This is a genomic window from Burkholderia cepacia, assembly GCF_029962485.1.
Classification (GTDB): Bacteria; Pseudomonadota; Gammaproteobacteria; order Burkholderiales; family Burkholderiaceae; genus Burkholderia.
In genome coordinates this window covers 616,530-636,272 of sequence record NZ_CP073639.1, presented here as the reverse complement: position 1 = coordinate 636,272, position 19,743 = coordinate 616,530, and the positions used below count along the sequence as shown (strand labels likewise).

13 protein-coding genes are annotated in these 19,743 nt (G+C 68.5%); 4 read left to right on the top strand and 9 right to left on the bottom strand.

From position 1 onward, the window contains the following. Window positions 1–40: 40 nt before the first annotated feature. From KEC55_RS33880 to KEC55_RS33855, 6 genes are all read right to left on the bottom strand, one after another. On the bottom strand, window positions 41–1,519 hold the full coding sequence (locus KEC55_RS33880; RefSeq protein WP_282511857.1) for an efflux transporter outer membrane subunit: 1,479 nt from the start codon (window positions 1,517–1,519) through the stop codon (window positions 41–43). Window positions 1,520–1,522: 3 nt separating this feature from the next. Next, window positions 1,523–4,855, bottom strand: a complete 3,333-nt coding sequence (locus tag KEC55_RS33875) for an efflux RND transporter permease subunit (RefSeq protein WP_282511855.1) — start codon at window positions 4,853–4,855, stop codon at window positions 1,523–1,525. Further along, entirely contained in the window at window positions 4,852–7,980 is a 3,129-nt protein-coding gene (locus tag KEC55_RS33870; RefSeq protein ID WP_282511853.1) for an efflux RND transporter permease subunit, read from the bottom strand. The genes KEC55_RS33875 and KEC55_RS33870 overlap by 4 nt, the downstream gene beginning before the upstream one ends. Before the next feature lie 21 nt (window positions 7,981–8,001). Continuing rightward, the gene (locus tag KEC55_RS33865; RefSeq protein WP_282511851.1) at window positions 8,002–9,246 is read right to left on the bottom strand and encodes an efflux RND transporter periplasmic adaptor subunit; all 1,245 of its coding nucleotides are present in this window, start codon (window positions 9,244–9,246) and stop codon (window positions 8,002–8,004) included. Between the two features lie 242 nt (window positions 9,247–9,488). Next, window positions 9,489–9,815 (bottom strand): hypothetical protein, encoded by a 327-nt coding sequence (locus KEC55_RS33860; RefSeq protein ID WP_282511849.1) that lies wholly within the window; start codon window positions 9,813–9,815, stop codon window positions 9,489–9,491. A 300-nt stretch (window positions 9,816–10,115) separates the two neighbouring features. Beyond that, window positions 10,116–10,373: a DUF4148 domain-containing protein gene (locus tag KEC55_RS33855; protein ID WP_282511847.1), complete on the bottom strand. Its 258-nt coding sequence runs from the start codon at window positions 10,371–10,373 to the stop codon at window positions 10,116–10,118. 200 nt (window positions 10,374–10,573) lie between these two features. On the opposite strand from KEC55_RS33855, the gene KEC55_RS33850 reads away from it, so the two are divergent. Beyond that, window positions 10,574–11,251 (top strand): heavy metal response regulator transcription factor, encoded by a 678-nt coding sequence (locus KEC55_RS33850; protein ID WP_059447397.1) that lies wholly within the window; start codon window positions 10,574–10,576, stop codon window positions 11,249–11,251. Continuing rightward, entirely contained in the window at window positions 11,248–12,729 is a 1,482-nt protein-coding gene (locus KEC55_RS33845; protein ID WP_282511836.1) for a heavy metal sensor histidine kinase, read from the top strand. Before KEC55_RS33850 ends, KEC55_RS33845 begins: the two co-directional genes overlap by 4 nt. Here KEC55_RS33845 and KEC55_RS33840 read toward each other — a convergent pair. From KEC55_RS33840 to KEC55_RS33830, 3 genes are read right to left on the bottom strand one after another with little or no spacing between them, the layout of a single operon-like run. Then, the gene (locus tag KEC55_RS33840; protein WP_282511834.1) at window positions 12,710–14,254 is read right to left on the bottom strand and encodes an efflux transporter outer membrane subunit; all 1,545 of its coding nucleotides are present in this window, start codon (window positions 14,252–14,254) and stop codon (window positions 12,710–12,712) included. The genes KEC55_RS33845 and KEC55_RS33840 overlap by 20 nt on opposite strands. 31 nt (window positions 14,255–14,285) lie before the next feature. Further along, on the bottom strand, window positions 14,286–15,659 hold the full coding sequence (locus tag KEC55_RS33835) for an efflux RND transporter periplasmic adaptor subunit (RefSeq protein ID WP_282511832.1): 1,374 nt from the start codon (window positions 15,657–15,659) through the stop codon (window positions 14,286–14,288). 49 nt (window positions 15,660–15,708) lie between these two features. Continuing rightward, window positions 15,709–18,939 (bottom strand): efflux RND transporter permease subunit, encoded by a 3,231-nt coding sequence (locus KEC55_RS33830; protein WP_282511830.1) that lies wholly within the window; start codon window positions 18,937–18,939, stop codon window positions 15,709–15,711. Between the two features lie 270 nt (window positions 18,940–19,209). Here KEC55_RS33830 and KEC55_RS33825 point away from each other — a divergent pair, with 270 nt between their 5' ends. Then, window positions 19,210–19,488, top strand: a complete 279-nt coding sequence (locus tag KEC55_RS33825; protein WP_282511828.1) for a DUF4148 domain-containing protein — start codon at window positions 19,210–19,212, stop codon at window positions 19,486–19,488. Between the two features lie 15 nt (window positions 19,489–19,503). Further along, a complete protein-coding gene (locus KEC55_RS33820; protein WP_282511826.1) occupies window positions 19,504–19,731 on the top strand; it encodes a hypothetical protein in 228 nt (75 codons plus the stop codon). Window positions 19,732–19,743 lie beyond the last annotated feature (12 nt).

Below are 19,743 nucleotides of genomic sequence, written 5' to 3'. Positions count from 1 at the left end.
TGTATCGTTGCCTCTTTCTCAATGCGAGATGCCAACACCGTCAGCCGCGCAAGCTTCCTCGCGGCTTCGACTGCGGCACATCAAGCTGCGCATCCGACCACCCGCCACCCAGATCGCCAAACAACGTCGCCGTCGCAACCAGCCGTTCCTGCTGCACCGTCAACGCATTCTCCTGCAAGCCGAGCAGCGTTGTTTGCGCGGTAGCCACAGTCGTGTAATCGACCGTACCGGCCTGATACTCGTTGAACGCGATATCCGCGCCGCGCTTCGCATTGGCGGCCGCGCGTTCGAGCACCGCCGCCTGATCGGCCAGCACACGCACGCTGGCGAGATCGTCTTCGACGTTCTGCAGCGCACCGAGCACGGTGCCGCGATAATTCGCCACCGCCGCGTCATAGGCCGCTTTCGCGGCTGCCACTTCGCCGCCGCGCTCGCCGCCGTCGAACAGCGTTTGCGATGCGCTCGCACCGAGCGACCACACGTAGTTCGCGACATTCAGCAATCCCGCAAGTGGCGACGCCGAGAATCCGGCTGCCGCCGACAGCGTGATCGTCGGATAGTACGCAGCGATCGCGACACCGATCGCCGCATTTTCCGACGCCATCTGCCGTTCCGCGACGGCGATATCGGGCCGCCGCTGCAGCAATGTCGACGGCACGCCGACCGGCACGTCGGGCAGCACCGGCAACGTGGCGTCGTGCGGCACATCGAGCGACTCCGGATTGCGCCCGACGAGTACCGCGATCGCATGCACGTACTTCGCCCGCGACACGCCGAGCGCGATCAGGCTCGACTGCGCGCTCTCGAGTTGCGTTTGCGCGGTCACGAGATTCGACGGCGGGATCATACCGGCCTTGTCCTGGTCGGCGATCACGCGCAGGTACGCCGCGTCGGCCTTGACCGTCGCATCGAGCAGGTCGATGTTCGCGTCGGTCACGCGCAGGTCGATGACCGTCGTCGCGAGCGTCACCTGCTCGGACAGCGCCGCGTTCGCGTAAGTCGCGGCACTGGCCTGCGCGCTCGCCTTGCGCTCCTCGACCGTGCGCCGTACCTCGCCCCACAGATCGGGCGACCAGCTTACGCTGCCCTCGAGCGCGCCCGCGTTGGCGACGGACGGGGAGCCTGCGCCGGCTGTTCGCTGCCGCGTGGCGGAACTCGTCGCTGACACGGTCGGAAACAGCCCCGAACGCGCTTCGCGCACGAGCGCGAGCGCCTGCTGGTAGTTGTCGTAATCCTGCCTGACCGTCTGGTTCGACACATTGACGAGCGGTTCCAGCTGGTCGAGCAGCGGATCGTGGAAAGCCGTCCACCAGTCGCCTTTCGGGCCGTCGGCGTCGGGTGTCGCCTGGGTCCATCCGGGCAGCTCGCGATAAGTCGCGGGCGTCGCGACGGCCGGCCGGTGATAGCCGGGACCGACCGCGCAGCCGGCCAGCGCCAGCGCGGCCGCCGCACAAAGTGCGCAGGTACGCAGCCGCCAGGCGGGCCGCGGGAGTTCCGGAACGGAGCGAGGGAATGTCATCGGTCAGGGCCTCGATTCGGGCCGCCGTTGTCGCGGCCACGGCAACGACCGGCGCGCGAGTCGTTCGCGCAGCCGGTCGAGCGTCAGATAGATCACGGGCGTCGTGTAGAGCGTGAACACCTGGCTGATCAGCAGCCCGCCCATCACCGTCACGCCGAGCGGCTGGCGCAGCGATGCGCCCTGGCCGATCGCGAGCGCGAGCGGCAGCGCGCCGAGCACGGCCGCAGCCGTCGTCATCATGATCGGCCGCAGGCGCCGCACGGCCGCCTCGTGGATCGCGAGGCGCGCATCGAAGCCTTCGTCGCGCTGCAGTACGATCGCGACGTCGACCATCATGATCCCGTTCTTCTTCACGATGCCGATCAGCAGGATGAAGCCGATCATCGAGATCACCGAGAACGGCACGCCGAACACGAGCAGCGCGAGCGTCGCGCCGATGCCGGCCGACGGCAGCGTCGACAGGATCGTCAGCGGATGGATCGTGTTCTCGTACAGCACGCCGAGCACGAGGTAGACGACCGCGAGCGCCGCGACGATCAGGAGTGGCACCGTGCCCATCGAGCTCGTGAATGCCTGCGCGGCGCCGGCGAACGCGCCATGTACCGACGCGGGCATGCCGATCGCGCGTTCGGCGTCGGCGATCGCTGCGGCTGCGTCGCTCAGCGATCCGTTCGGCGGCAGGTTGAACGAGATCGTTGCCGCGACGAGGCCGCCCTGGTGGTTCACTTGCGTCGCGGTATGGCTGTTCGAGAACAGCGCGAGCGCGGTGAGCGGCACCATCGTTTCCGCCGACGTGCTGTCGGCGCTGCCGGTCGAGCTGCCGCCCTTGCTGTTCGAGATGGCGTTGGTCGATGCGTTCGCTTCCGCGTTCGCATTCTGCGCATTGGCCGCACCGCTCGTGCTCGTGGCCGCCGTCGTGACGCCGACCGCCGCGCCGGTCGCGAGCGTTGCGGTGGCGCTCGGCACGGTAGCCGACGAATACTGCGTCTGCGCGGTGCCGCTCGCATTGCCGGCGGCCGTGCTCGCGAAGATCCGGCCGAGCGACGACGGGAACTGCCAGTACTGCGGCGCGACTTCCATCACGACGAAGTACTGGTTCAGCTGGTTGTAGATCGTCGAGACGGTGCGCTGGCCGAACGCGTCGTACAGCACGTTGTCGATCTGGTTCGGGTCGAAGCCGTAGCGTTTCGCGGTCGCGCGGTCGACCGTCACCATCGTTTGCAGCCCGTGCTGCTGCAAGTCCGAATTGACGTCGACGAGCTGGCCGCGGCGCTGGTTCAGCGCATCGACAAGCCGCGGTGCCCACGTATACAACGCCTGCGAATCGTCGCTCGTCAGCGTGTACTGGTATTCGGCGGCCGCCTGGCGGCCGCCGATCCGCAGGTCCTGCTGCGCCTGCAGGAATAGCCGCGCGCCCGACACGGCCGCGAGCTTCGGCCGCAGCCGGTTGACGACTTCGGTGGCCGACGCGTGGCGCTGCGCGAGCGGCTTCAGCGCGACAAAGACGTTGGCCGTGTTCAGCGCACGGCCGCCGGTGAAGCCGGCCACCGCCGCGACGGCCGGGTCCTGCTGGACGATCGCCTGCAGCTGCGCGAGTTTCTGCCGCATCGCGCCGAATGAAATGCCTTGATCCGCGATGATCTGCCCCATCAGCGTACCGTTATCCTGTTCGGGGAAGAACGTCGCGGGCAGCAGCCCGAACAGCAGCAGGTTGCCAGCCACCAGGGCGGTCAGCATGACGCCGACGAGCGGAGCATGGTCGAGCACCGTGTCGAGCGAGCGCGAATACGCATGGCGCAACCGGTCGAGCACGGCGGCGATGCGGTGGCCGACGCGCGACGGCGCGGCGTGTGCGTGCTGCCGGCTCAGTACGTACGCGCACATCGCCGGCGTGACGGTCAGCGAAATCGCCATCGACAGCAGGATCGCGATCGACAGCGTGACCGCGAACTCGTGGAACAGCAGGCCGACGATGCCGGGCATCAGCAGGATCGGCAGGAATACGGCGATCAGCGACAGGCTCATCGACACGACCGTGAATGCGACTTCCGCGCTGCCGCGCAGCGCGGCTTCCCTGGGCGCGTAGCCGGCCTCGAGAAAGCGCGTGACGTTTTCGAGCACGACCACCGCGTCGTCGACGACGAAGCCGGTGCCGATCGTCAGTGCCATCAGCGACAGGTTGTCGATGCTGTAGCCGAGCAGGAACATCGGACCGAAGGTGCCGACGATCGACAGCGGCAGCGCGACGGCCGGAATCAGCGTCGCACGCGGCGACAGCAGGAACACGAACACGACGCCGACGACGAGCAGCACCGCGATGCCGAGCGTGCGTGCGGTGTCGGCCACGGACGCGTTGATCGACTGCGAATGGTCGACCGCGATCCCGACGTGCACCGAGCCCGGCAACGCGGCCTCGATCACCGGCAGGCGCGCGCGGATCTGCCGCACCGTGTTGACGACGTTGCTGCCGGGTTCCGGAAACACGATCACGAGCACGGCCTGCTTGCCGTTGTAGAGCCCCGCGTTGCGCACGTTCTCGTTCGAGTCGCGCACCTGTGCGACGTCGTGCAACTGCACGGCCGCGTCGTTGCGGTATGCGACGACGAGGTCGCGATACGGCGCGGCGGTGCCGATCTGGTCGTTCGACAAAATTTCGTAGCGGTGGCCGCCCTGGTCGAGATGGCCCTTCGGACTGTCCGCGTTCGCCGCGCCGAGCGACGCGCGCACGTCCTCGAGGCCGATGCCATAGCTGTTCAGCTTGCCCGGATTCAGCTCGACACGCACCGACGGCAATGCGCCGCCGCCGAGCGTGATCTGTCCGACGCCCTTGATCTGCGACAACTGCTGCTGGATCACCGAGTCGGCCGAGTCGTACAGCTGCGCGGACGTCAGCGTGTCGGACGTCAGCGCGAGCACCATCACCGGCGCATCGGCCGGGTTGTACTGGCGGTAGGTCGGGTTCGCGCGCAGCGTGGTCGGCAGGTCGGCGCGCGCGGCCTGGATCGCGGCCTGTACGTCGCGCGCGGCGCCGTTGATGTCACGCTCGAGGCCGAACTCGATCACGATCATCGACGAGCCGACGTAGCTCATCGACGTCAGCTCCTGCACGTCCGCGATCGTTTCGAGCCGCCGTTCGAGCGGCTCGGCGACCGTCGATGCCATCACGTCGGGGCTCGCGCCCGCCATGTTCGCCTGCACGACGATCACCGGGTAGGCGACGTTCGGCAGCGGGGCGACCGGCATCCGGAAGTACGCGAGCGCACCGGACAACAGGATCGCGATCGCCAGCAGCGTCGTCGCGACCGGCCGGCGGATGAACAGCGCGGCGGGATTCACGATGCGCTCCCGCCGTCCGGCGCGGCCGGGCCGGGCGCGGCGGCTTCACGGCGACGCCGCACGTACGTGGCCAGCCGGTCGAACAGCAGGTAGACCACCGGCGTCGTGAACAGCGTGAGCAACTGGCTCAGCGCGAGCCCGCCGATGATCGCGAGGCCGAGCGGGCGGCGCAGCTCCGAGCCCGTGCCGGTGCCGACCAGCATCGGCAGCGCGCCGAGCATCGCCGCGAAGGTCGTCATCAGGATCGGCCGGAAGCGCAGCAGCGATGCCTCGAAGATCGCGTCGGCCGGCGTCTTGCCGTGCACGCGTTCCGCTTCGAGCGCGAAGTCGACGATCATGATCGCGTTCTTCTTCACGATCCCGATCAGCAGCACGATGCCGATGATCCCGATCACGTCGAGGTCGGCGCCTGCGATCATGAGCGCAAGCAGCGCACCGATCCCGGCAGAGGGTAGCGTCGACAGGATGGTGACCGGGTGGATGAAACTCTCGTACAGCACGCCGAGTACGATATAGACCGCCACGAGCGCGGCGACCAGCAGATAGACCTCGCTCGACAGCGAATCCTCGAACGCGGCCGCCGCGCCCTGGAACGACGACTGGATCGACGGCGGCAGCGCGGCTTCACGTTCGATGCGCCGCACGTCGCTGACGGCCGTGCTCAGCGATGCGCCGCTCGCGAGATTGAAGGAGACGGTGACGGCCGGGAACTGCGCGAGATGGCGGATCGCGAGCGGCGTCTTCACGAGCCGCACGGTTGCGATCTGGCTGAGCGGCACCTGGCCGCTGCTGCTCGTCTGGCTCGGCAGATGGAGGTTGCCGAGCGACGCGACGTTCGGCATCGCCTCCGGTTTGGCGACAAGAATCACGCGGTACTGGTTCGACTGCTCGAAAATTGTCGACACGATGCGCTGGCCGAGCGAGTCGTACAGCGCGTTGTCGATCGTCGCGGGTGTGATCCCGTAGCGCGCGGCCGCCTGGCGATCGACGTCGACCTGCACGCCGAGCCCGTCGACGTCGAGGTCGCTCTGCACGTCGGTGATCGAATGCAGCTGCTTCAGCTTCGCGACCAGTGCGGGCACGACCTGCTGCAGCGCCTGCCGGGTCGGGCCGCGCAGCACGAAGCGATACTGGTTCGGCGACAGCGTCGTATCGAGCGTCAGGTCCTGCACCGGCTGCAGGTAGAGCCGCACGCCCGGCACGCCGGCCGTTTCCTGCTGGAGCCGTCGCGCGATCGTGTCGGCGCTGGCCGAGCGGTCGCCGTGTGCGCGCAGGTTGATCAGGAAGCGGCCGTCGTTCAGCGTCGCGTTGACGCCGTCGATCCCGACGTACGACGTGAGCGATTCGACGTCGGGATCCTTCAGCAGCGCATCGGCCAGTTGCGACTGGCGCTCGACCATTGCCGCATACGACACCGACGTGTCGGCCACGCTGATGCCCTGGATCACGCCGACGTCCTGCACGGGAAACAGCCCCTTCGGGATCGCGACGTAGAGGATCAGCGTCAGCGCGAGGGTGGCGAGCGCGACGGCGAGCGTCAGCGTCTGGTGGCGCAATACCCGTTTCAGCGCGCGCTCGTAGGCCGCGAGCGTGCGGTCGAAAATCCGTTCGCTGAATCGCTCGAAGCGGCCCGGTTGCGACGCCGAATGCGGCCTCAGGATCCGCGCGCACAGCATCGGCACGACCGTCAGCGACACGACCGCCGAGATCAGGATCGTCACCGCGAGCGTGACGGCGAACTCGCTGAAAAGCCGCCCGATCACGCCGCCCATGAACAGCAGCGGAATCAGCACCGCGATCAGCGAGACCGTCAGCGACAGGATCGTGAAGCCGATCTGCCCGGCGCCTTTCAGCGCGGCGTCGAGCGGTCGCATCCCCTGCTCGATGTAGCGGACGATGTTCTCGATCATCACGATCGAATCGTCGACCACGAACCCGGTCGCGATGATCAGCGCCATCAGCGACAGGTTGTCGATCGAATAGTGCAGTTCGTACATGGCCGCGACCGTGCCGATCAGCGACACGGGCACCGCGATGCTCGGAATCAGTGTAGCGGGCAGGTTGCGCAGGAACACGAAGATCACCAGCACGACGAGTGCGACGGCCAGCACGAGCTCGGTCGCCGCGTCGAACACCGAGGCGCGGATCACACCCGTGCCGTCGCCGACGATCTGCACGTGCATGCCGGCCGGCAGCGTGGCCTCGAGTGCGGGCAACTGCTGCTTGATCTGGTCGACGGTCGCGATTACGTTCGCGCCGGGCTGGCGCTGCACGTTCAGCACGATCGCCGGCGTGCGGTTCAGCCACGCGCCGCGCTCGACGTCCTGCGGCGCCTGTGACACGCGCGCGACGTCGCTGAGGAACACCGGCGCGCCGTTCTGATAGGCGATCACGGTGCGCAGGTAATCCTTCGGATCGGCGATCTGGTCGTTCGAATTGATCGTGTAGTCGAGGTCGGGGCCGTCGAAGTTGCCTTTCGGCTGGCTGACGTTCACGTTCGCGAGCAGCGTGCGCAGATCGTCGATGTTCAGCCCGTACGCGGCGAGCTTGTGCGGATCGGCTTCGACGCGCACGGCCGGCACGTGGCCGCCGGCCGTCGTGACGAGGCCGACACCCGGCACTTCGGAGATCTTCGTCGCGAGCCGGTTGTTCGCGGTGTCCTGCAACTGCGTGAGCGACATCGAATTCGACGTGACGGCCAGCGTGAGCACGGGCTGATCGGCCGGATTCACCTTGGCATACATCGGTGGGGCAGGCAGCCCGCTCGGCAGGTAGCTGTTCGCCGCGTTGATCGCCTGCTGCACGTTCTGTTCGGCGACATCGAGGCTGACCGACAGGTCGAACTGCAGCGTGATCACCGACGCGCCTTCCGAGCTGTACGAGATCATCTGTTGCAGGCCGGGAATCTCGCCGAGCTGGACTTCAAGCGGCGCGGTGACGGTCGTCGCCATCACGTCGGGGCTCGCACCGGGGTAGAAGGTCTGCACCTGGATCGTCGGGTAGTCGACGTCGGGTAGCGATGAAACGGGCAGGAAGCGCACGGCGACCGCGCCGGTCAGCACGAGCGCGATTGTCAGCAGCAGCGTCGCGACGGGCCGCAGGATGAAAAGACGGGAGAGGTTCATCTTGTCGGGGGGCGTCTCTCGTCAGGCCGCGCCGGATGCCGCGCCCGCTACGGCAGGGGGATGACCGGCATGGCGTGGCAGCGGGTCCGCCGCAGCGCCGGAAGCCGGTTGCGTGCCGCCGGCCCGGTTCGATGCGATACGGATCGCCGCGCCGTCGCTGAGGCGGTCGACGCCGTCGGTCACGACCTGCTGCCCGGCGGCAAGCCCCGCGACGATCGCGGTCGAGCGGCCGTTGCCCGGCCCGAGCGTGACCTTATGCACCGACACCGTCCGGTTCGGGTTGACGAGATACACGAAATCGCCCGGCGCGCCGTTCTGCACCGCGGCGGTCGGCACGAGCACCGCGTCGTGCAGCGTATCGACGCCGAGCCGCACGTTGACGAATTCGTTCGGAAACAGCGCTTCGTCGTCGTTCGCGAACGTCGCGCGCAGCGTGACGGTGCCCGTCGCGGTCGCCATCTGGTTGCCGATCGCGTACAGCGTGCCGGTGGCGACCTGCTTGTCGTCGTCGCTGGAATAGACGGTCACGGGCAAGGTCGCGCCCGCGCCGACGCGGCGGATCACAGCCGACAACGCGTTTTGCGGCACCGTGAACTGCACGGTCATCGGCTTCATCTGCGTGATCACGACGATGCCCGTCGAACTCGACGACGTCACGTAGTTGCCCGGATCGACGAGCCGCAGCCCGACGCGGCCGGCCACCGGCGCGGTGATATGGCAATACGCGAGATCGAGATCGTATTGCGCGATGTTCGCGCGGTCGGCCTGGGCGGCTGCCTCGTCCTGCTTCACGGTGAACTGCGCATCCTGGTAGGTCTGGTCGGCGATCGACTTGTGCTCGGCGAGCTGCGCATAGCGGGCGAGATCGGCGCGTGCCTGCGCGAGGCTCGCCTCGTCCTTCGCGAGCTGGGCCTGCGCCTGCTGCTTGCTGATCTGGTACTGACGCGGATCGATCTGCGCGAGAAACTGGCCTTTGCCGACCTCCTGCCCTTCGCGATAGCCGACGTCGGTCAGATAGCCGCTCAGTTGCGGCAGCACGGTGACGGTCGCGACCGGCGTGACGGTGCCGAGTTCGTTCAGCACGACCGGCATGTCGCCCGTCGTCGCGGTCGCGACGCTGACGACCTGGGCTGGCGCGGCGCGGGCCGGCTTCGTCTCGCGGAGCAGGTGGAACACGATCAGCGCGACCGGCACGGCCAGCACGCCGGCGACGATCCAGCGGCGCGTGCGGCGCCGCGCCGGCGGCGTGGATCGGGGTTCGCTCATGTCTGCCCCCGGCGTGGACGACGAATCGCGCAAGTGACAGACATGACAGGACTCCTGAGTATAGGGAAGCGAATCGGGTGGAAGGAACGGCTACCGGGATGCCGTGTGTGGGGCAACGGGCCGGCGCCGCGTGCGAGGGCAGGCGGCACGGCGCTCGTCGTCGAAACGGTCGGCGAACGATCGAGGCGAGCGCGGCGGGCCGATCGACGGCGCGCCGCGCGCGGCGCCTCGGGTAATGCGGCTTACCAGCGGTGATGCGCGGCCCAGTCCTGGCGCCCCCACCAGCGGCGGCCGTCCCAATAACGGCCGCCGTGCCAGCCGAGCGAGATGCCGACCGTCGGCACCATCACGGGCGCGGCCACGACAGCCGGTGCATAGGGTGCGTAAGCGACCGGCGGTGCCGGTACGACGACAGGCGGCGGCGCGACATAGACGGGCGCGGGGGCGACATAGACGGGGGCCGGGGCCGCGATGCCGAAGCCGATCAAGATACCGGCCATCGCCGGCTGGATGGAGAGGCATGCGGCCAGCACGCCCGAGCCGATCACGGCCCATTGTTTCGCATTCATCCTTGCACCTCATTGCGCTGGGAACGCCTTCAATCTAGTGGAAGGTCGGATGAATGGGAATTACCGGGGCGTAACGCCCGATTTCGAAAAATAGCGGGGCTTCGGGCGGGATGATCGAGCGCGGGTTTCGCGCGCGTCGGGCGATCATTAAGCGGTATTCCGGCGGTCCGTGCGGTGCGGCCACACGCTTGATTGAAAAGGGATTCCGCCGGCGCGGCAGCGCGCGCCGCGGAAGATGCAGACACATGCAGGGCGGGCACGACATCGGGTTGTCAGCCGGCTGTCGGTAATATGCCGAGATCAATTTCCCGTCGAAGCCGTCGCGACCGGCGCCGCATCGGGATGCGCGAGCGCGTAAAGCTGGCGGTTGCGCGCGATTTCGGACTGCGACGGCGGATAGTCGTTGCGGTTCGACGGCAGCAGGCCGTTGGCTTCGGCATCGATCAGCTGCTGGCGCACTTCCGCGCGCGTGATCGGTGCTTGCGTGGACTGGGCGAAGGCCTGCGTGCCGAACGGCAGGCTCAGGGTGGCGACGACGAAAGCGGCGACGAGTTTCATGGCGGACTCCTGGGTGGTTGAACGAACGGGCAAGTGGGGCGGACCCACGTATCCCATTCTGGTTTCCGCAGCAGTCACAACACTGACCCGCTGATTACAGTTTCGTAATCAGGCCGTCTCGCGCGGGCGCGGGGCGGCGCGCTCGCCCCGTTTCCCGGTAACATCGGCGCATGTCATCACCGAATGCGACGGAGCCGATCATGCGCATCCTGATAGTCGAAGACGAACCGAAGACCGGCGCGTACCTGAAGAAGGGGCTCGAGGAATCCGGTTTCAGCGTCGACCTCGCGAAGGACGGCGGCGAGGGGCTGACGCTCGCGCAGGAAGAGAGCTACGACGTGATCGTGCTCGACGTGATGCTGCCGGTGCTCGATGGCTGGAGCGTGCTGAAGCGGCTGCGCGACACGCATGCGACGCCCGTGCTGTTCCTGACCGCGCGCGACGACGTGCAGGACCGCGTGCACGGCCTCGAACTCGGCGCCGACGACTATCTCGTGAAGCCGTTCGCGTTCGTCGAGCTGCTCGCGCGCATCCGCACGCTCGCGCGCCGCGGGCCGCCGCGCGAGACGGAGCGCATTGCGGTGGGCGACCTGGAGATCGACGTCGTGCGCCGTCGCGTGAAGCGCGGCACCGTGCGGATCGACCTGACACCGCGCGAATTCTCGTTGCTGCAGCTGCTTGCGCGCCGGCAGGGCGAGGTGCTGAGTCGCACGCAGATCGCGTCGTACGTGTGGGACATGAATTTCGACAGCGACACCAACGTCGTTGAAGTCGCGATCCGGCGGCTGCGCGCGAAGATCGACGACGATTTCGCGGTCAAGCTGATCCATACGGTGCGCGGCGTCGGCTACGTGCTCGAGCCGAAGGACGGCGCATGACGCTCGGCCGCTCGCTCGGCGCGACGCTCGCGCTCGCGTTCGGCGCGACCACCTTCGCCGTGTTTGCGCTCGTCGGCACGTACGTGTACACGGGCCTCGAACGGCAGGTCAGCACGCAGGACGACCTCGACATCGTGCTCGCCGCACGGCATACACGGCGGCTCGCGGGCGAACTCGATTCGCTCGACGCGGTGCGCACGCATGCGGACCGGCTGACGAGCCAGGTGCTCGGCAACGCGGCGCTGTCGATCGCCGTCGTCGACGCGCAGGGCAACGTGCTCGCGCGCCACAACGTCGAGCGCACCGAACTCGAGGATTTGCCGGATGCCTTGCCGGGCGCGTCGTCGTCCGCGCGGCCCGCATTGCCCGATGCCGACCTGTTGCCGCCGCACGCGACGCCCGTGCCCGCGAACGAACGGATCACCGCCGACCGGATCGTGACGTGGACCGCCGACGGCGGCACGTCCGTGCGTGGCGTCGTCACCGATGCGGCGCTGCGCGACCATACGAAGATCCGGATCGCGATCGCGCGCAACATGTGCGATCGCGCCGAGCTGCTCGACGGCTACCGCGACAAGCTGAAGATCGCCGGCGGCCTCGGCGCGCTGTTCGCGATGCTGTTCAGTTACTGGCTGATCCGCAAGTCGCTCGCGCCGCTGCGCGAGATCGTCGCGAACACGGGACGGATCACCGTCGACAAGCTCGATACGCGGCTCGACGCGTCACGCGCGCCGCGCGAGCTGACTGCACTCGTCGACGCACAGAACGCGATGCTCGGCCGCCTGCAGCAGGCGTTCGGGCACCTGTCGCAATTCAGCGCGGATCTCGCGCACGACTTGCGTACGCCACTGAACAACATGCGCGGCGCGACCGAGGTGGCGCTCGCGCGGCCGCGTTCCGTCGACGAATACCAGACGCTGCTCGAATCGAATCTCGAGGAATACGACCGTCTCGCGCGGATGATCGAGAACGTGCTGTTTCTTGCGCGCGCCGAGCATCCCGGCTTCGTCACGCGGCAGCGCGCATTCGACGTGCATGAGGAGCTGGAGCGCATCGCCGGCTATTTCGAGGGGCTGGCCGATGAAGCGGGCTCGACGCTGCGCGTCGACGGGCACGGCCGGCTGACCGCCGATCTCGAACTGTTTCGCCGCGCGGTCAGCAACCTGCTCGCGAACGCGCTGCGCTACACGCCGGCAGGCGGCGTCATCGCCCTGAGCGTCGACGAAACGGCGGACGCGGTGCGCGTCGTCGTCGCGAACCCGGGCGAGCCGATCGATTCCGCGTTGCTGCCGCGCATCTTCGATCGCTTCGTGCGCGGCGATCCCGCGCGCAGCGGCGGCGTGCCGGGCGGCACGGCCGGGCTCGGGCTCGCGATCGTGCGCTCGGTGATGGAACTCCACGGTGGCACCGCGCGCGTCGAAAGCGACACGGCCGGCACGCGGTTCATCCTCACGTTTGTCAGGACGCCGGCGGCGTAACAGCCGTGGGCGCGGCAGTCGTTGCCTCCGCATCCACCCGCTTGTTCCAGCCGCCGCCGAGCGCCGTCAGCAGCGTAACCGCCGCCTCCATCCGGCGCGCGGCGATCTGGTCGGCAAGGCGTCGGTTCGACAGCGCGATCGTCTGCGCGGTCACGACGTCGAGGTAGCTGACGGCGCCCGCGTTGAAGCGGTTGGTCGTCAGTTTCAGCGACAGGTCGGCGGCATCGGTCGCGCGCTGCTGGCTGTTGGCTTCCGACGCGAGCGCATCGAGCGCGGACAGTTGATCCTCGACCTGCTGGAACGCGGCGAGTACGGTTTGCCTGTAATCGGCGACGGTGCCGTCGTATTGCGCGTGCGCGGCGCGCAGCGACGCGCTGCGGCGCCCGCCGTCGAACAGCGTGCCGGCAAGCTGCGAGCCGAGCGACCAGAACAGGCTCGGCGCGGTCAGCCACGGCGCGAAGAATCCGCTTTCGAGCCCCGCGCTCGCCGACAGCACGAGATCGGGAAAGAACGCGGCGCGCGCCTCGCCGATCTGCGCATTCGCAGCCGCGACGCGGCGCTCGGCCGCCGCGATGTCGGGCCGTCGTTCGAGCAGTTGCGACGGCACGCCGGCCGGGATCGCGGGTACGTCGAACGCCTGCACGCGCGGCGGTAGCGTGAAGGTCGACGCGCTTTCGCCGACGAGCGTCGCGAGCGCATGCTGGAGCTGCGCGCGCGAGGCGTCGATGTCGGTGTCCTGCGTCTGCGTCGCTTCGAGCTGCGTCTCGGCCTGCGCGACGGCCGACGCGTCGATCGCACCGGCCGCGAGCTGCTGTTTCAGCAGCTTCAGTGCATCCGCATACGCGTGCACGGTATCGTCGAGCAACTGCTTTTGCGTATCGAGCGAGCGCAGCGCGAAATAGTCGGTCGCAAGCTCGGCCGTCACCGACAGCTTCACGGCCTGCAGATCGGCCGCGCTCGCGTCGGCATTTGCCTGCGCGCCCGTCACGGCGTCGCGCACGCGGCCGAACAGGTCGGGCTCCCAGCTTGCGGCCACGCCGGCCTGATAGTCGGGTGTCGTCTTGCCGGCGAGCGACGAGCCGAGCTTGTTCTGCGAGATGCGCGCGCGGCTCTGCGCGACGCCGGCCGTGACGGTCGGCAGGAACCCGGCATGCTGGTAGTCGACCATCGCGCGCGCCTGCTGGAGATCGGCGACGGCTTTCTTCACGGTCTGGTTCGAGATGTCGACGCGCGCTTCGAGTGTGTTTAGGGCGGCGTCGTTGAAGACGGTCCACCACGCGCCGCGCGAAGCGGCATCGGCCGGTGCCGCGACATTCCAGCCGGACTGGGCGCTTGGTGCGCCCGAAGCCGGTGTGCCCGATGCCGGTACGCCCGATGCCGGTACGCCCGCATAGTGCGCAGGCACCACGACCGAGGGCGGTGAATAGGCTGGCAGCGTCGAGCATGCGGACAACGCGGTCAATGAGGCAGCGACGCCGAGCGCGACGACGCGGCGGGCGAACGGGAGCGGACGAAGGAAGCACATGACGGATCTCTCGCGGTTTTTCATCGGCGGATCAGCCGCGGGCAGGTGTCGAAACCACCGCCGGCGTCGAAGCGGGCGCAGTGGCGGTGGCCGGCGTCGATGCAGCGGTGCGTGGCGCAGCCTTCACACCGGTTGCCGGGCCGGTTTGCACGGCCGGCGTCGCGCCGTGCGCAACCGACACGACCTTCACGACCTCGCCGGCCGCGATCGAATCGCCCGGGTTGTCGATCACGCGATCGCTCGCCGCGAGCCCCGACACGATCTCGACACGCGTGCCGAAATCGCGCCCGATCTGTACGGTCTTCAGCGCGGTGGTGCCGTTCGCGGCGACGGTCGCGACCGTCACGCCGGCCGGCCGGAACAGCAGCGCGCTGACCGGCAGCTCGAACGCAGGGGCCGCGCTCGGCACGAGCAAGTGCGCTTGCGCATACGCGCCGGGCATCAGCGCGCCATCGCCGTTGTCGACGTCGATTTCGACGCGCAGCGTGCGCGTGACCGGATCGATCGCGCCTGCGCTGCGCGCGACGCGCGCGGCGAAGCGCCGGCCCGGATACTGCTGCGTGGTGAGGAACACCGACGTGCCGGTCGTCACGCCGGCTGCGCTGTCCTGCGGCACGTCGACGAACACGCGCAGCGTGCCGGTCTGTTCGAGATGGAACAGTTCGCCGGACAATCCGGGGCTGCCGGGCGTGCCGCCGGCGGTGACGAGCGTGCCGACTTCGACGTTGCGCGCGGTGATCACGCCGTCGAACGGCGCCGTGACCGATTCGTACGACACCAGCTCGGTCAGGTGCGCGACGTTTGCCTGCGCGGATGCCAGCATCGCGCGCTTCGCGTTCATGTCGGCGACTTTCGTATCGGTGTCCTGCTGCGACACCGATTGCGTTTTCAGCATGTCCTGCCAGCGCTGCGCGGTCGATTTCGCGTAGTCGTAGTTCGCCTGCGCGGTCGCGGCGTCGGCGCGTGCCTGCCGCAACTGCGCGTCGAGGTCGGGCGCCGTGATCTGCGCGAGCGTCGCGCCGGCCTTCACGTGCGCGCCAATGTCGGCGCTCCAGTGCGCGATATAGCCGCTCGTGCGTGCGTAGATCGATGCCTCCGCATACGGCATCACCGCGCCCGGCAGCGTGAGCGTCTGGTCGGCGGGCGCGGTACCCGGCAGGATCACCGACACCGGTAGCGCCTGCTGGGCAGCCACCTGCACGCGTTGTGCGGCACGCGCATCGATGCGCGGTACGATGCCGGCGGCCAGCAGCGCGGCCGCCGCCGCGATCGCGACGAGCGGCACGGTCAGCTTGCGGCGCCGCCGGGGTGACGCCGCAGCGGGCGCCGCGTCGCGTGCGACGGGGGACGCCGTGTCCGCTGCGGCGGCCGGCGGCGGAGCGAGGGATTCGGTCGAGTCGTTCATGATGAGGTCGAAGTCGGGCGGGTCGAGGGGAGTCGAGGTGAAACCGCGCTCAGGGCAGCGCCGGCGTGTCCTGCGCGCGGCGTGCGGCAGCCGCGTTGCGGCGTCGTTCGAGCCACGCATGGACGAAGCCGAACACGACGGGCACGAACAGCAGCGTCGACAGCGTGCCGAACGCGAGCCCGCCGATCACCGCGCGGCCGAGCGGCGCGTTCTGCTCGCCGCCGTCGCCGAGGCCGAGCGCCATCGGCAGCATGCCGATCAGCATCGCGAGCGCGGTCATCACGACCGGGCGGAAGCGGCTGAAACCGGCATCGAGCGCGGCCTGCCACGGCGGCGCGCCGCCGGCGATCAGCTCGCGCGCCGCGTTGACGACGAGGATGCTGTTCGCGGTCGCGATGCCGATGCACAGGATCGTGCCGGTCAGCGCGGGCACCGACAGCGTCGTGCGCGTGACGAACAGCATCCATGCGATGCCGGCAAGCGACGCGGGCAGGCCGCCAACGATCACGAGCGGGTCGAGCCACGACTGGAAGTTGACGACCATCAGCAGGTAGACGAGCGCGATCGCGAGCGCGAGGCCGCCAAGCAGTCCGGCAAACGATTCGTGCATCGCCTGCACCTGGCCGCGCAGCACGATCGACGAGCCGGGCGGCAACTGCGCGCGCGCGTCGTCGACGAGCTTCGTCACGTCGGCCGTTACGCCGCCGAGGTCGCGCCCCTGCACCGACGCGAAGATGTCGAGTACCGGCTGCACGTTGTAGTGCGACACGACCGCCTGCTGCGTCGCGCGCGAGAAGCTGCCGAGCGCGCCGAGCAGGTTCTGCGCGGGGGCGCCCGCGGCCGGGCCGCCGGCCGGCGTCTGTGGCGAACGCGCGGTGCCCGCCGGCAGCGGCACGTTCGCGAGCGCCTGCAGCGAATCGACCGAATACTGCGGCGTCTGCACCATCAGCGGATAGCTGACACCGTTGCGCGGGTCGAGCCAGAAATTCGGCGTCGTCTGCGAGCTGCCGGACAGCGCGATCAGCAGGTTCTGCGCGACGTCGCGCTGTTCGAGGCCGGCCTGGATCGCCTTCGTGCGGTCCACGTTCACGTTGATGGCCGGTTCGTCGCCGGGCTGTTGGATGCGCGCATCGACGAGGCCGCGCACACCGCGCAGCTTCGCGAGCAAGGCATTCGCGACGACGCGGTTCTGGTCGAGCTTGTTGCCGACGATCTGGATGTCGATCGGCGCGGGCAACCCGAAGTTCAGGATCTGGCTGACGATGTCGGCCGGCAGGAACGCGAACGTCACGCCGGGGAACGACTGCGCGAGCAGGTTGCGCAGCTTCGCGACATACGCGGCCGTCGGCGCGTGGTTCGGCTTCAGCGTGATCATCACGTCCGCGTCCTCGGTGCCGATCGGGTCCGACGAGTCGTACGTGAGGTTGATCCCGCTCACCGGCACGCCGATGTTGTCGAGCACGCTGGCGATGTCGCTCGCGGGAATCACGTCGTGGATGCGCGCTTCGACTTCGTCGGTCAGGCGCGCGGTCTCCTCGATCCGCGTGCCGGTCGGCGCGCGCAGGTGCAGGCGGATTTCACCCGTGTCGACCGACGGGAAGAAGTCCTGGCCGGCGAACGCGAACAGCGCGGTCGATGCGGCGCACGCGAGCAGGAACGCGGCCGCGAACCGGCGGCGGCGCGCGATCGCGGCCGACAGCAGCGCGCGATAGCGCAGCCGCACCGCTTCGAAACGATGCTCGAACGCGGCCTGGAAACGCGCGATCCATGCGAACACGCCGCGCGGCGGCTTGCCGTGCCCCTTCGCGCGCATCAGCACCATCGCGAGCGTCGGCACCAGCGTGCGCGAGAAGAAATAGGACGCGACCATCGCGAAGATCACCGCCTCGGCCATCGGCACGAACAGGTAGCGCGCGACGCCCGTCAGCAGGAACATCGGCACGAACACGATGCAGATCGACAGTGTCGACACGAAGGTCGGCACGGCGATCTCGCCGGAGCCCGTCAGGATCGCGTCCTCGAGCGGCGCGCCGCGTTCGAGGTGATGCGTGATGTTCTCGATCGCGACGGTCGCGTCGTCGACGAGAATGCCGACCGCGAGCGCGAGCCCGCCCAACGTCATGATGTTGATCGTCTGGCCGAGCGCCGCCAGCGCGAGCAGCGACGTCAGCACCGCGAGCGGGATCGACACCGCGATGATCAGCGTCGCACGCCAGCTGCCGAGGAACAACAGGATCATCAGCGCGGTGAGGCACGCGGCGATCAGCGCCTCGCGCACGACACCCTGGATCGCCGCCTTCACGAACACCGACTGGTCGCCGAGCGCCGAGATGTGCAGCGCCTTCGGCAGCCCGGCCGCGATCTTCGGCAGCATCGCCTTGACCTGCTGGATGATCGTCAGCGTCGACGCGCTGCCGGTCTTTTCGACGGTCAGCAGCGCCGCGCGCTTGCCGTCCGCGCGCACGATGTTGGTCTGCGGCGCGTAGCCGTCGCGAACATGCGCGACGTCGCGCACATAGACGACGCTGCCGCCGATCGTCTTCACCGGCAGGTTGTTCAGCGCGGCGACCGTCTGCGTGCTGCCGTTCATCTGCACGTTGTATTCGCGCGTGCCGATCTTCGCGGTGCCGCCCGGCAAGATCAGGTTCTGCGCGTTGATCGCGTTCACGACGTCGATCGGCGCGAGCCCCTTCGCCTGCAGCGCGCGCGTGTCGAGATCGACGACGATCTGGCGGATCTTGCCGCCGAACGGCAGCGGCACGGCCGCGCCCTGGACGGTCGCGAGTTGCGTGCGGATGAAGCTGTTGCCGAGGTCGTACAGCTGCTGCTCGGCGAGCGTGTCGCTCGACAGCCCGAGTTGCAGGATCGGTACCGTCGACGCGTTGTACGTGATGATGTTCGGCGGCAGCGTGCCGGGCGGCAGGATCCGCAGGATCGATGCCGAGTTGCTCGCGGCTTCGGCGATCGCGCGGTTGATGTCCGCGCCGGGGTGGAAGAAGATCTTCACGACCGACACGCCGTTCAGCGACTGCGATTCGATGTGCTCGATGTCGTCGACGTCGGATGTCAGTGCGCGCTCGTAGCTCGACGTGATCCGCTTGGCCATGTCTTCGGCCGAGAAGCCGTTGTACGACCACACGATGCTGACGACGGGAATGTCGATGTTCGGGAAGATGTCGGTCGGCGTGCGCAGGATCGCGAGCGGTCCCGCGATGAAGATCAGCAGCGCGAGCACGACAAACGTATAGGGCCGGCGCAACGCCAGCCGGACGATCCACATGATGTTGTTCCTCGAAGCAGGGCAGGGGCGCCGCATGCGATGCGACGAGCCTGAAGTCTGACGGCGCCGCGTTGACCCGGCCCTGACTCGAAGATTACGAAGCTGTTATCTGCGCGCGCTGCGGCGGATTTCAGGATTGTCATCTGCGCGTCAGCGTCGTGCCGGCTGCGATCACCAGAATGAACGTGTCAGGCGATGAATCGCATCCGCGGTTCCGCCGGCGGCGCATCGACGATGCGTCTTCATCGAACCGTTCTGGGGAGTTTCATCATGAATCGCAGACTGATCGCAGCCGCCGCGCTGCTCGCCCTCGCCATCGGCACGCCGGTTGCCGCTTTCGCACAGGCGTCGTCGTCGGGGCCGACCCGTGCCGACGTGATCGCCGATCTCGTCCAGGCGCAGCGCGACGGCACCGTGCCGACGTCGAACTGGGACTATCCGCCGAGCACGCAGACGATCGCGCGCAATCGCGAACTCTATGCGATCGCGCATGGCGAACAGGGCACGGCGACGGCTTCGGTGTCCGTGCCGGCCGCCAGCGTGCAGTAAGCGGGGAGTCGGGCGATGAGGAGCCTTTCCCGACTGGCGATCGCCGCGCTGCTCGCGGCGGCGGTCGCGCCCGCGTTCGCGCGCGGGCAGCCGCAGCTGCCGAACGACGATGGCAGCCGTGCGAGCGTGCTGCGTGAGCTGAACCCGACGCGCGTGACCAACGACGCACGGCCGCATACGGCCGGCGTCGTGTCGAGTCAGGGCAGTGGGACCGACAGGAAGGCGGCGCCTTGTCGGAGCTGAGTGTTGCCGCGA